Annotated in this window: 9 protein-coding genes; 4 read left to right on the top strand and 5 right to left on the bottom strand. The window is 51.2% G+C overall.

Translation table 11 applies throughout. The features are described 5' to 3' along the window. Positions 1 to 16: 16 nt before the first annotated feature. The 3 genes from ACO0LG_RS20010 to ACO0LG_RS20000 all read right to left on the bottom strand — a co-directional run bounded on the left by ACO0LG_RS20010 (position 17) and on the right by ACO0LG_RS20000 (position 3,077). Positions 17 to 1,630: a ShlB/FhaC/HecB family hemolysin secretion/activation protein gene (locus ACO0LG_RS20010; protein ID WP_423029317.1), complete on the bottom strand. Its 1,614-nt coding sequence runs from the start codon at positions 1,628 to 1,630 to the stop codon at positions 17 to 19. A 404-nt stretch (positions 1,631 to 2,034) separates the two neighbouring features. Continuing rightward, positions 2,035 to 2,616, bottom strand: coding sequence for a hypothetical protein (locus tag ACO0LG_RS20005; protein ID WP_423029316.1), 582 nt, complete (start codon positions 2,614 to 2,616; stop codon positions 2,035 to 2,037). Between the two features lie 41 nt (positions 2,617 to 2,657). Further along, the gene (locus ACO0LG_RS20000) at positions 2,658 to 3,077 is read right to left on the bottom strand and encodes a DUF6404 family protein (protein WP_423029315.1); all 420 of its coding nucleotides are present in this window, start codon (positions 3,075 to 3,077) and stop codon (positions 2,658 to 2,660) included. Between the two features lie 411 nt (positions 3,078 to 3,488). Here ACO0LG_RS20000 and ACO0LG_RS19995 point away from each other — a divergent pair, with 411 nt between their 5' ends. From ACO0LG_RS19995 to ACO0LG_RS19985, 3 genes are all read left to right on the top strand, one after another. Then, positions 3,489 to 4,637 (top strand): acyltransferase family protein, encoded by a 1,149-nt coding sequence (locus tag ACO0LG_RS19995; RefSeq protein WP_423029314.1) that lies wholly within the window; start codon positions 3,489 to 3,491, stop codon positions 4,635 to 4,637. A gap of 164 nt (positions 4,638 to 4,801) precedes the next feature. Then, a complete protein-coding gene (locus tag ACO0LG_RS19990) occupies positions 4,802 to 6,334 on the top strand; it encodes a glycoside hydrolase family 10 protein (protein WP_423029313.1) in 1,533 nt (510 codons plus the stop codon). Between the two features lie 329 nt (positions 6,335 to 6,663). Further along, positions 6,664 to 9,504, top strand: a complete 2,841-nt coding sequence (locus tag ACO0LG_RS19985) for a TonB-dependent receptor domain-containing protein (protein WP_423029312.1) — start codon at positions 6,664 to 6,666, stop codon at positions 9,502 to 9,504. Between the two features lie 277 nt (positions 9,505 to 9,781). On the opposite strand, the gene ACO0LG_RS19980 is transcribed toward ACO0LG_RS19985, so the two are convergent. Beyond that, positions 9,782 to 11,101, bottom strand: coding sequence for a serpin family protein (locus ACO0LG_RS19980; protein ID WP_423029311.1), 1,320 nt, complete (start codon positions 11,099 to 11,101; stop codon positions 9,782 to 9,784). Between the two features lie 134 nt (positions 11,102 to 11,235). Further along, the gene (locus tag ACO0LG_RS19975) at positions 11,236 to 11,799 is read right to left on the bottom strand and encodes a L,D-transpeptidase family protein (protein WP_423029310.1); all 564 of its coding nucleotides are present in this window, start codon (positions 11,797 to 11,799) and stop codon (positions 11,236 to 11,238) included. 165 nt (positions 11,800 to 11,964) lie between these two features. Here ACO0LG_RS19975 and ACO0LG_RS19970 point away from each other — a divergent pair, with 165 nt between their 5' ends. Next, on the top strand, positions 11,965 to 12,852 hold the full coding sequence (locus ACO0LG_RS19970; RefSeq protein WP_423029309.1) for an N-acetylmuramic acid 6-phosphate etherase: 888 nt from the start codon (positions 11,965 to 11,967) through the stop codon (positions 12,850 to 12,852). Positions 12,853 to 12,911: the final 59 nt, after the last annotated feature.

Genomic DNA, 12,911 nt, shown 5'->3' with positions numbered 1-12,911 from the left:
TCTTCCTCATCCATCATTAATAGTTGACGCCCAGCCTGACATGCAAACGCCTGTCATCTTTGCTCAATTCATCCGGCGCATGCAGGGACTTGCCATAGTCCATCTGTAGCGACATCATGCGTGACATGGCCAGCCTGATACCTATGCCTACGCTGGAAAGGGAAGCTGAACTCTGCTCGCCAGGCAGCGCCTTGTTACGCGACAGATGGGCAGCGTCATAAAAGCCAAGTAACTGGCATTGGGTAAAACTGGCACTGAAACCAGCACACAGATTAGGGGTATAAATTTCTGCGCTGATCAGCGTGCCATAGTCATTGGCTAGCGCCCGTTCAGTAAAGCCGCGCACACTGCTGGCACCACCCGCACCGAACTGCTCACCTGGGACCAGGCTGTCCCTCGTATATTGGCCACTAAGCATGAGCTTCAATTGCCAGGCTGCTGGCAATACCTTGCTATAACCAAAGCCGTAGCGCAGGATGCTATAACCAGCAGTCGCGCCACTGCGCACACGCTGGAAATCGTCGGTCTTGCCCTTTTCACCGCCGGGCAAATTGTGTATCGCTGTCACATAGGCATTTGTCTCACCTGCCGTGGAATTCAGACTGGCGGCATAGCTGATGCTGATAGGGTGGACAGTGACATCATTACCCAGTTGTATGCCTTGCAGAGCCACATTGTTCTTGAAAGCCTTGTAGTCCCAGCCAAGGCTCAAACGTGAATCAAAATCTTCACTGCGACCCAGATTGAAGTTATAACGCCCGCCTACGACAGAACCACGACCACTGACATTGAGGTCAAAGATACCAGCCGAGACTGAGCCTGAATCGACATTCGAATAACTCGCATACAAATCCACACTGTCACCACGCTCATACAATGGCAAATGGTAGCCAACACCAAACACCGCGTACTTACTCGGTTTTTGCAGGGTGGTCGTATATTGCAGGCTGAGTACATCATCATGCCCGCTGACATTGGCATGCTGGAACAACAAGCCCAGATGTGACTTGCCGGTATTGCTGTCCCCGGCATTATCCACAGTTGTCCCAACTGTCCAGGGCTTGCTGTCGGTGACGTTCAGGACAGCATTTACTTCACCTTCCTGATTTGATGTCTCGAATTGCAAACTGGTTTTTTTGGCGGGATTTTCATTTGCTGTCTTCAGACTTTCAGACAGTTTTTTAATATTGGGGGTATCCCCTGTGCGCAACTGGGGCAGGCTACGTTTAATATTGTCACTGTCGAAATGACGGTTGCCCTTGACACTGACATTGGCAATGCGTGCCTGCACGACGATGAATTTGACGACACCCTGGTTCAACTCCTGCTCAGGCAAGACCACCTGCACCAGACTGTAACCTTTCTGGCGATAGGCTTTTTCCAGTGCTTCGAGTGCCCTTTGCACATCGGCAAAACTGCGGCCTTTGCCGATATACGGTGCCAGCAGACTATCGAGTGCAGCAGCACTCAGCAGGTTATTGCCTTTGACATCGTAACGACTGATATCAAAACGCCCAATGACGCTATCGGTATCCTGCGCTGCCAGTGGCTGGCTAAGTCCCAGTGCCATGGCGAATAGCAGGCTGAGGCTAAGACGGGATTTGACGTGCTTGTTCTTCAACGGTCTCATACTAAGATTTCCCAGTTACTGAGTCGTGCCATACCAAGTTTTTCTGTGTGCGGAGCCTTGCCAGCGTCCGCAATGTACTGATTTATGCTGATTTGTGCTGATATTGCCTATCGACTTCTATTTTTATATCGAATTCTGTGCTGAAGATGCGCGCAAAAAAATTGCGGCTGAATGTCTGCTTACAAGTATCCTGCAATCCAATACGCACTACAAGCACTATGTTGTTAATTCAAACATGCTGTCTTATTTTGCATTCGGGAAATTTAAAACTGATGCGATTTATTCAGATTGAAGCCCAGAAATATGAATGTGGGGGGCTTAAACGCGAGAAATTGGAATGTGTGAAATTTGGACTTCGTGAAGTTAAAACAGAAATTGGTGGACGGGTAATTATGGACGGGTGATTATGGGCGGGTAATGCGGCGCTTCATTTTTCCGTCTTTGCTTTCGATAATATGATCAAATTCATCGACACTAAAACTGCGGGCAATTGTCAGTGACGGGCAACACATGGCATCACCTGAAGTCATTTCCTTACCCTTCAGAGTGACGGAGCCCAGATGGATGCTGACACTATTAAAATCAAAGGAGCGCCAGCCACGCTCACCCAGCTTGGTGACTGCTGTCAGCAGATAAGGCTTGGTACCTTTGCCGGCTACTTCAAATTGTTCCTGTTCGGTAAAAAAGGCGATGAATTCTGCATGATGGTTGCCGCCACCATATCCTTCGAGATTGAACAGGACAATGGCGTCATGTTGATGGTCGCCAAACAAATTTCCATAGACGATACGGGCAGGGTTTTCTCTGTAAGTTTCTGCAATGCCATCGCTAAACTGTGAGGTCAGCCTGTCAAGCTCAATCTGCATGGCTGCCTGTTGCGCTGGTGATGCTGTCACCGCCGCACGAACTGGCGTTGAGGCAGCCTGAACAGTTGTACAGGCAAGCAGCGTGAAGCTGCATAGCAAAACGGAAAGAAAATACTTCATACCCTCACCATCATCAATCATCAATCATCAATCATCAATCATCAGGAGAGACTATCCGGCTTGAATTCTTGCCAGGATGGCAGCCCATGCTTGCGTTTGCCATGTGCATAATAGCTGGCTAGGGCCAGGCCAAACAGAATACCGGCAATCCCGGCAGAATTGAGCATGGCGGTGGTCGACATGGCTGTTTTGGACCAGACAAAAAAATACATCAACGCACCCCATCCTATGGCATAAAAGCTGCCAGAAAACAGCGCGTTTTGCCAGAACTGGGCAAAGTGTGGCGGCGGAACATCAAAACCCATGCGCCACACCAGGCGCAGGTAAGGAGGCGCATAATTGCTGCGCATGATACCGGTCTTTTCCAGCAACTTTAAGGCTGCCTGGCGTTTGAGCTTAGAGCTGCTGTCACTGCCATTTTTACGACCGTTTTCACGATTGTCTGATTCAGTGGTATTCATCTGTCTGCTTATCAAGGAAAACGATACAAGTGCGTAGGTGGCCTGTTTTTATTCGTACAAACGCCTACAAGAAAACAGCACTTTAATATTGGATTATATGCAACTTAAAGCTTGTCTGGAGCTTTTCCGGTATAGATAAACGACAAAAGAACAAATACTTTTTAGCCTTGCTACCAGGCCGATTGTTGAAAATATTGATTTACAGAAAGAAAGCCAAACCAGTAAAGGCAGCGAATAACCCAGGCTTATATCTGATGAATAAAAAGTCAATCGCACTACACTGGTATTAGTGTCTATGATGTAGGTAATCCTTCTTTCCTCGTTGGATTAACTCTCATGACTCCCCCAAGACGAACGAGATTTTCAAGGGCGCGCAAGCGCCCTTTTTTTCAGCTGGTGTTACCCATTGCGATGAATAAATCAAGACTACTGTCACTCGATGCATTTCGCGGCTTCACCATTGCCAGCATGTTCCTGGTGAATAATCCGGGTGACTGGGGGAACCTTTACCCTCCGCTGGAACATGCAGCCTGGTCAGGCTGGACTTTTACTGACTGTATTTTCCCTTTCTTCCTGTTCATTGTTGGCATTTCGTTGCATCTTTCGCTGCATCAAAAACTCATGGCTGGCTACGCCCAGGGGCAATTGTTCAGGCAAACCGCCAAGCGCGCGCTGTGGATATTCTTGATTGGCCTGGCGCTGAACCTGATACCCAGCTTTGATTTCCAGTCTGTACGCATCCCTGGCGTTTTACAGCGCATCGCCCTGTGCACTCTTCTGGCAGCGCCAATACTGATTTATTGTGACTGGAAATGGCAGGTGATCTGGACTGGCATCCTCTTCACTGTGTATTCCATACTCATGTTAGCCGTATCTGTTCCAGATGCTGACGGCGTGTGGGCACGAGCCGCACTGGAACCAGGGCGCGATGCCGGTGCCTGGCTGGACAGACTCTTGCTCAACGGGCATTTATGGAAACGCGCAAAAACCTGGGACCCTGAGGGTCTGCTGAGCAGCCTGCCCGCTGTCTGCAGTGTAATCTTTGGTGCATGGGCAGGACGCTGGTTCAACAGCAAGCAGGATGCCGCTGTAAAAACTGCCTGGTTCTTTGTCGCTGGCTTGAGTTGCCTGGCACTTGGGCTGGTGCTGGATACCTTGTTCATGCCGGTCAACAAGAGCCTGTGGACGCCGTCTTACAGTATTTTCATGACAGGCTGGGCACTGATCAGCTTTGCCTGTTTTTACTGGCTGCTGGATGGCAATCCCTCCGCCTTACTGAAAAAATCCATGGCAAAACTCTGTCATCCCTTTGTCATGTATGGCATGAATGCCTTGTTCCTGTTCACCCTGTCTGGCCTGATTGCCAAAATGCTGGGATTTATCCATGTAGATCAGGCTAATGGCACTAAACCCAGCCTGCAGGCGTTTATCTATGCGCCGATCAAGGCTCTACCCGTTAATGCAGTCAATGCGTCCCTGCTGTATGCAATCCTGTTTAATATGCTGATGTTGTTGATTGCCTGGGCAATGTGGAAGAAACGCTGGTTTGTCAAAGTGTAATGCAGTAGCATCTCAGGTCTTTCGCACTTAATTGCATTATTAGTTCAGTCTTATCCATGTTTTCGTTACCATCCTCGTCACGACCTGCTTTTACTTTGTCTAATTTAAAAACTCATCTTCAACGGTTCAGGTTGCCAGCGCTGGCTGCATCCGCTTGTGCACTGATGCTTGCCTGCACCACGGCAACGCCGCCTATAAAACCCCAGCCTAAACCTGTCGCAGTCGATCTGACCATCACCCCGCAAAATGCCCTGGTCAATTATCCGGCGCAGGTCAAGGACGCGCCGCCCTTGCCGCGTGAATTCCGGGCTGCCTGGGTATCAACCGTAGCCAATATAGACTGGCCTTCACGCCGTGACCTGAGTACAGAAAAACAAAAGAACGAAGTCATCACCCTACTCGACAATGCGGTACAGTTGAAACTGAATGCCATCGTTTTGCAGGTGCGCCCGGCGGCTGATGCCATCTACCCTTCCATGATAGAACCGTGGTCAGAATTTTTGACAGGCGAGCAAGGAAGACCACCGTCTCCGTATTATGACCCGCTACAATTCTGGGTAGAACAGGCGCATGCGCGTGGCCTGGAATTGCACGCCTGGTTCAATCCCTACCGTTCCCGCACTGCGCAATCCAAAATGGCGCTGGCGACCAACCATATCAGCAAGCTGGCACCGCAAGTTGTAAAGAATTATGGTGACCTGCAATGGATGGACCCGGGTGAACCGCTGGCGATGCAGCAAACCCTCAATGTCATCAGTGACGTGGTGCGCCGTTATGATGTCGATGGCATCCATATCGACGATTATTTCTACCCTTACCCGGTCAAGGGTAGCAATGGTGCAGAGCAGGATTTCCCGGATGACCCGTCCTGGGTGGCCTATCTCCAGTCCGGTGGCACACTGGCGCGTGCCGACTGGCGCCGTGACAATGTCAACCGTCTGGTAGAAGCAGTTAATCAGCGCGTGCACCTTGAAAAACCCTGGGTGAAATTCGGCATCAGCCCTTTTGGCATAGGCAGGCCAGACCGCTTGCCACCCGGCATTGCCGGGTTCAGTCAATATGACAAGCTGTATGCAGATGTGGAGCTCTGGCTAGCCAAAGGCTGGCTGGATTATCTGGCTCCCCAGCTCTACTGGCCCATCAATCAAGGCCCGCAGGCCTTCAAGGTCTTGCATGACTACTGGCTGGCCCAAAACACGAGCGGCAAGCATATCTGGCCTGGGCTGTATACCAGCCGCATAGACAATACGGATAAATCCTGGACTGCGGATGAAATCCTGAACCAGGTTGATGCACTGCGTGAAAAGGCTGGCAACGGCCACGTACATTTCAGCATGGCAGCGCTGAACCAGAATCGCAAAGACATACGCAAACGTCTGGCGAGCGAGAAATACACGTCCCAGGCGTTGATACCTGCCAGCCCCTGGCTGGACAATAGTCTGCCAGCCAGCCCGGTGCTGGAAGCCAGTGCCGACAAAAAAACATTACGTCTGCAACTGAGCTACACCAGCAACACCCGCCTGCTGGCCATCTGGAAGCGCACTGACCAACAATGGCTGTTCTCTGTGGTGCCAGCCCAGAACATGACAATCGACATCAGCGATGATCCTCAGCTTGGTGCCATCAAACAGGTGACAGTATCGGCTATCAGCCGTACCGGCGTGGAAGGCTTGCGTGCCAGTTATAGCTTGCCTTGAAGCCAGGTTGACATAAATTCAATTGGCAAGTGTGGTTTTTAGATACGTATGGACAGCCAAGTCCATACGTATTTTTCTTTGGTGTATGTCTGGTTTTTCCTCTCAAATCAGCACCCACAGTGGCTGGCGCGCCAGTCATGGCAAACCCCATATCTTTTGGTTATCGCCCGTCATGATATTTTCATTTGTCACGTATTGTGACAAAACCCTAGTCTGGAACATATAAACATACACATAAAATTTATATCAATTCTGGGCAGCGGCCAGAATTGACCATAAACAAATACCGAGCTCACAATATCAATGTTGTACGACCCAAGGAGAGACCAGTGAAGTTAAAGACCATAGCCAGGTGCATCGCCCTGATAGGCATGTCTGCAGGTGCCAGCGGATGGGTGGAGGCGCAGGAACAGCCTGCCCCAGCACCGCAAAGGGTAGAAATTACCGGCAGTAGTATCAAACGTATTGCCTCCGAAGGTGCTTTGCCGATAGAAGTCATTACCCGCAAGCAGTTGGAAGCTGCGGGCATCGTCACTGCCGAGCAATTTATTGCCAACCTGAATATCAATGGCAATGGTTCTGACAACCTCGCCAGTAATGCTGACGTCACCTCTGGCGCGCAACGCGGCAACAACGGCGCATCCTCCGCTAACCTGCGCGGCCAGGGTGCTGACAGCACACTGGTGCTATTGAATGGCCGCCGCGTTGCCACCCATGGCATGAAGGGCTCGGCAGTTGACCTGAATTCCATCCCCATGGCGGCAGTGGAAAGAATCGAAGTATTAAAAGATGGCGCCTCAGCCATCTATGGCACGGATGCAATTGGTGGCGTCATCAACTTCATCTTGCGCAAAAATTACAACGGCCTGGAAGCCCAGGCTTTCACCGACATCTCCCAGCAAGGCGGCGGCAATATCAAGCGCGTGTCCGTGGTTGGTGGCTTTGGTGATCTGGAAAATGACCACTACAATGTCCTGCTGACGGCCACCCATAGCGAGAACGATGCGCTGCGTGGTGACCAGCGTGATTTTGTAAATACCTTCCAGCCCAACCGTGGCTTGTCGGTAGATACCCGTGGTACACCGAATGCGACTGTATTTGCCACTTCGCTGGCGAATACCATACTCAGCAACAAGAGCAACAGTGGCCCGGTCTTCCCAGGTACGACCCAGGTCATGAATGCGATTAACGTGTTGAACCTGCCGGGTGGTGCTGGCTGCGGCGCCGTTGATGGCATGGCAGCTTATGATGCCAAGCTGTGGGATGTGGCATCGTCCAAATATGCCTGCGCCTGGGACACTGGCCGCGCTGCAGTGTTGCAACAGCCAGTCAAGAACGACAACTTTGTCGCCCGTGCCACGTTCAAGATAGGCACACACCAATTATTTGCCGAAGCAGTAGGCTCGCAGGTGGAAGTATCCAAACGGTTTTCACCCAACCAGGTGTCACCGGGTACCAACTTCCCTGCGTCTTCATTTTATCCAAGCACAGGTTCTGCCTATAACGATGTATTCAATGCCATCGTTGCAGTATTCCCCAGCATAGAAGCCAATCGCGGTGCACCTATCGCCTACCGCTGGCGTTGTATGGAATGCGGCAACCGTGAAATCTCTACCCGCACAGAAGCAGGCCGCCTGCAACTGGGTGCCGATGGACAGATAGGTAAATGGGATTATCGCGTCGGCCTGTCGCGTGCCTATAGTGAGTCTGAATCCAAACTGGGCACTGGCTATAACTACACCGTTGCGCTGGCAAATGCCCTGGGTACAGGCATCATCAATCCTTTCCTGAAGCCGGGCGAAAAGCAATCACAAGCTGCACTTGACCTGATCAACAGCACTTCAGCAGCAGGCGTCACGCTGTATGGCGGCAAAACCACGCTGACCCAGGCAGATGCCGCCTTGTCGGGTGAAATCTGGCAATTACCTGCCGGAGCAGTCATGGCTGCCGTGGGCACGGATTTACGCAAGGAAGAATACACTTTCAACGGTGATGCCAGAGCATCCAGCGTGCGCCCAGCCATCCTGAATGCGCCGTTTGATGACAGCAATGCCTTGCCTAAAGTCAGCCGTGACATACGCGCTGTATATGCAGAGGTACTGGTGCCAGTCTTGAAATCACTCGAAGTCACCGTTGCAGGCCGCCAGGATCATTACTCCGGCTTTGGCAGCACCTTCAATCCTAAAGTAAGCTTCCGTTATACACCGACAGATACGCTGTTGTTCCGTGGTTCGTACAACACTGGTTTCCGCGCACCGTCATTCAACCAGTTGTTTAACGGCATTACCGATTCACCTTATGCTGGTAAAGACCTGGCTGATCCTGCCACTTGTCCGACTTTGAAGGCTGATAGCAGCAAACCTGGTTGTGCCGCCATCACACCAAATATCCTGACTGGCGGTAAAACCACGCTGGGACCTGAAAAAGCCAAGCAAGGTACGGTAGGTGTGGTCTGGGCACCAAGCAGTAACTTCAGTGCAAGTGCCGACATTTGGGAAATCCGCAAGGAAAACTCCATCACCACCATAGACCTGACTACCATGCTGCAAAACTATGATCTGTTCAGGGATCAGTTTTTGCGTGACAGTACGGGCGCTTTGATTTTTGTCGATCAGCGCTGGGTCAATGCCGGTTCCAGCATCACCCGTGGTGTAGAAGTTGGTGCCAAAGCGAATGGTGACGTATTCAATGGTAAATGGGCTGCCGGCCTGGATGGTTCTTACCTGCTGGAGAAAAAATCCCGCCCTATGGCGAATGCACCTTACGGCGAAAGCGAAGTTGGCCGCTTCACCTTTACCGGTGACCTGGGCCTGAGATGGAAGCACACCGCTTTTGTCAATTACACCCAGGGTGACTGGACAGGTACATTCACGCAGATTTATCGTGCTGGCTACAAGGACCAAGTCTTGCCTGGCGTACAGAGTGGCCTGGTCATGCCATCGAACTACAATCCGAATGTCAAAGCCTACATCATCTACAACATGAGCGTGACCTATAGCGGTATCAAGAACCTGACACTGACTGCCGGTTTGAAAAACCTCTTTAATACCGATCCGCCATTTGCCATCACTTATGACAGCAATACTGGTGCTGGTAGCTCGTGGGAACCACGCGTAGCTGATCCACGCGGACGTGCATTTACGTTGCTGGCAAATTACAAGTTCAAGTAAAATGAACAGGTAGCGAGTCAAAAAAAATCCTCCGACATCAACATCGGGGGATTTTTTTGACCAAAATTAATGCTCCTATTTCAGGACTTATGCAAAATCGTCCCAGCAAAGCTATTGCCTTAAGAAACCTCTTTTACAAGAGAGGTTCGTTCCGTTGGCGGACAACATGTTGTCCGAAACCCCCACCACACCGTAGCGACGAAAACAGTACTTTACTACCGAATCTTGCTTAATACGGGAGCTGCAACGCAGCTGGGGCGGTTTTGCCTATGTCCTTTTAACTCGCAGCAGGATTCATGAGCTTACCCATGAAGATGATGAGGCCAGTCTGCCTGTCCCTGATCATGAACAGGAAGGGGCGATCCAGTGTCAACTTCAAGGGTTGAGTCACATTAATGCTTGTGACACCGATCAATACACCCGTAGCAGCGGCAGCTTCTGTGCCCTTCTCATCAACGTTGATGAAGGCCTTGTGCACGACACCAGAAATCGACAATTCGCGGTTACCGCTTATCCCAGAAAAATCTGCCTTGCTTGCATCAAAGGCAGCACCCATGCCCAGAGTACTCAGACTGGAGTTCATCGCCGGGTTGGCACTGAAGTTAAACTTGGGCATGCTCAAGGCAATGTAATTGTCTTTCAAGCCTGTCGTCATGTTGTTGATGGTAGTGCTGCTCAGACCTTGCATAAAATCATCGAATTTGCCTGCGTCTGGCACGACAAGCAGCATGGCGAGTTTGTTATCGATGTAAGGCAGTTCCACCGCCTGATAGCCCTTGCCCTGCACATACGGAAAGTTGCTGGTCAGATTCATGAAGGGCAGATTTTTCACACTGCCTTTACGGTCAGTAAAATCTTGGTTTCTCGTCGCTTCTTTGGTAAATGGCTGCGCCCAGTCTGACTTGAACCAGATGGCATTTGTCAACACCACGCGGGTCTGTGGTGAAACGCCACCTGCAGGTATCAGGTCCTTAATTTTTTGCTGGGTCTGGTCGGCTACCCAGTTATTGATTGCCAGACGTGAAGGTTCAGCAGCGCTGACAAAATCCTGCAAGTTCACAGCAGCACCAAAATTCACGCTGAGCGCATCCAGGTAACTGCTTTGCAGGCTGTACCCCTGCTGCGCCCACAGTGCATTGGCGATATTCAGGTTGGGTAACTGGACGTTCGGTTTGGCTGCTGTGGAGGTTTTATCTGCCAGCAATAAATCAAGACGATTCAGCGCAGGTTGCAAACGGCTCTGTTGCAACTGGAAGGCCAATGCTTTCTCCATACTGCTGAGAGTATCGCCTTTGGCACCGGCTGCCGCCATCTCCAGTGCCAATGTAAGGCTGTATGGTGAATACACCAGATTGCTGTCACCTTGCGCGTCCAGCAAAGGCAGGATTTTCAAGGCAAATTCGGTATTCCCAGCCACTGCCGCAGCCAGATCGGCATCGCTGGCTTGCGGGGCAGAATTACGTGCCAGCGTAGATTTGGCGGTGCTAACAGCCTGTGGCTTGGTTTCGATCGTAGTGGCTGTAGCGGCGGTACCTGCACCACCGCAGGCAGAAATGAGGCCAAGCAGCAAGCATGAGCATATTAATGTAGGACGCATATTGAGCTTTCAATTGAGCTGTCAAAATAGAAACACCTGACCATGATACGCCCAGCCTTATCCTGAAGCAGCTCAAAAATGTACTCAAATTGTCATCAAATTGTAAATACTGAAAGATATTTCCAAATAGACAATCAAGATGTTGCCGTATCCACGGCCTTTTCAACTACATCGACCACTGCCCCTACTCCCACCCGCTCGAACAACTCTGCAATATCTACCGAGCGCATACGTATGCAGCCATAGCTGGCAGGCGTGCCCAGCAGGCTTTCCTGCGGCGTACCGTGGATATATATAAAACGCGGGTAGGCATTGCGGTTGCGTTGTTCAGTACCGCGTAACCAGAGTATGCGCGTCACTACGGGGTCACGCCCTGGCGCATCTGCCGCCACGATCTCACCTGTGGGTTTGCGGTCTTTGAAGACTGAGCCCAGCGGCACACCAGCGCCGATTTTCTCGGCGATCTGCATGCGGCCACCTGGCGTCATATAGCTGTCGGGCATGTCGCCTATGCCACGCTTGGCAGTGGAAATCGCATAAGTAGCTACTGGCTGGCCATCCTCCAGCAAAACCATTTTTTGTTCAGAGACAGAAATGATCAATTGATGGCGGGTGTCGCCCCCTTGCAGCCAACCCCACTGGCAGGCGGATAGCAGCAAGCTGGCAGCCAATATCAAGTGACGGCGAAGAATTTGCATTGTTTGTCTGTGCTTTAACGATAAGCCAGCATAAGCTGATCAACGAGCATCTGCAAATAATTCATGCAGCCGCATGCATTACCTGAAGTTATGGGCCGGGTATCAGCTTTCATTTGTGCTCTGTCAGCAGAGGACATAAGGTAATGAGAGAAAAGGAATCAAGCCATGCTGAATACAGAAGCACCTAGCATTAGCCACATCGAACTGGATTTATACCCGACCACGCAACTGGTCAACGTGCTCATTGATGACCAGTTGAATGCGATACGCGCAGTCAGCCTGGCTGCCGCACAAATTGCAGCGGCCGTTGATGCGGCAGCGCCGCGCATACTGGCAGGTGGTCGTCTGGTATATGTGGGTGCAGGTACTTCTGGCCGCCTGGGTGTGCTGGATGGTGTTGAATTATTGCCGACCTTCTCGTGGCCAAATGAGCGTGCTTTATCCTTGCTGGCGGGTGGCAAGCAAGCCATGTTTGTTGCTGTTGAAGGTGCAGAAGATGATGCAGACCAAGGCGCAAAAGAAATTCAGGAACTGGCTTTGACTACAAATGATGTGGTGATGCTGATTGCCGCATCCGGCGCCACACCCTATGTGCTGGGCGCTTTGCAGGCGGCACGCAGGACGGGTGCGCTGACCATAGGTTTTGCCAACAATCCAGATGCACCTGTGACTTTGCAGGCAGAGATAGGTATCACTCTCGATACTGGCAGCGAAGTCATTTCCGGCAGTACCCGTCTGAAAGCAGGCACTTCACAAAAAATCGCCCTGAACAGCTTTTCCAGTGCGCTAATGGTCAGGCTGCACAAGGTCTATGGCAACCTCATGGTGGATGTTAAACCGACTAATATCAAACTGCTGAGGCGTACTATTGCCCTGACCATGCATGCGACTGGCCGGGATGAAGCGCATTGCCGCCACATACTGGAAGAATGTGATTTCCACGTCAAGACAGCGATACTGGCTATCCTGAGCAACATCAGCGTGACAGCCGCACATGCCAAATTACTGGCCTGTGGTGACGACCTGCGTCTTGCATTGCGCGACATGCCATAAGCCGCAGACGCGGCAATAAGCGCGACAACACCCCCTGTCAGGCGTTACAATCAAGCTCG

This window comes from Undibacterium sp. Ji42W (assembly GCF_049340405.1).
GTDB lineage: Bacteria > Pseudomonadota > Gammaproteobacteria > Burkholderiales > Burkholderiaceae_D > Undibacterium.
This window is presented reverse-complemented; position numbering and strand designations above follow the sequence as displayed.

What these genes read in the sequence shown, in the direction of transcription:
- ACO0LG_RS19990 (WP_423029313.1), top strand. Translation starts at nt 4,802, where the DNA reads ATGCTTGCCTGCACCACGGCAACGCCGCCTATAAAACCCCAGCCTAAA.
- ACO0LG_RS19975 (WP_423029310.1), bottom strand. Translation starts at nt 11,799, where the DNA reads ATGCAAATTCTTCGCCGTCACTTGATATTGGCTGCCAGCTTGCTGCTA.
- ACO0LG_RS19995 (WP_423029314.1), top strand. Translation starts at nt 3,489, where the DNA reads ATGAATAAATCAAGACTACTGTCACTCGATGCATTTCGCGGCTTCACC.
- ACO0LG_RS20000 (WP_423029315.1), bottom strand. Translation starts at nt 3,077, where the DNA reads ATGAATACCACTGAATCAGACAATCGTGAAAACGGTCGTAAAAATGGC.
- ACO0LG_RS19970 (WP_423029309.1), top strand. Translation starts at nt 11,965, where the DNA reads ATGCTGAATACAGAAGCACCTAGCATTAGCCACATCGAACTGGATTTA.
- ACO0LG_RS20005 (WP_423029316.1), bottom strand. Translation starts at nt 2,616, where the DNA reads ATGAAGTATTTTCTTTCCGTTTTGCTATGCAGCTTCACGCTGCTTGCC.
- ACO0LG_RS19980 (WP_423029311.1), bottom strand. Translation starts at nt 11,101, where the DNA reads ATGCGTCCTACATTAATATGCTCATGCTTGCTGCTTGGCCTCATTTCT.
- ACO0LG_RS20010 (WP_423029317.1), bottom strand. Translation starts at nt 1,630, where the DNA reads ATGAGACCGTTGAAGAACAAGCACGTCAAATCCCGTCTTAGCCTCAGC.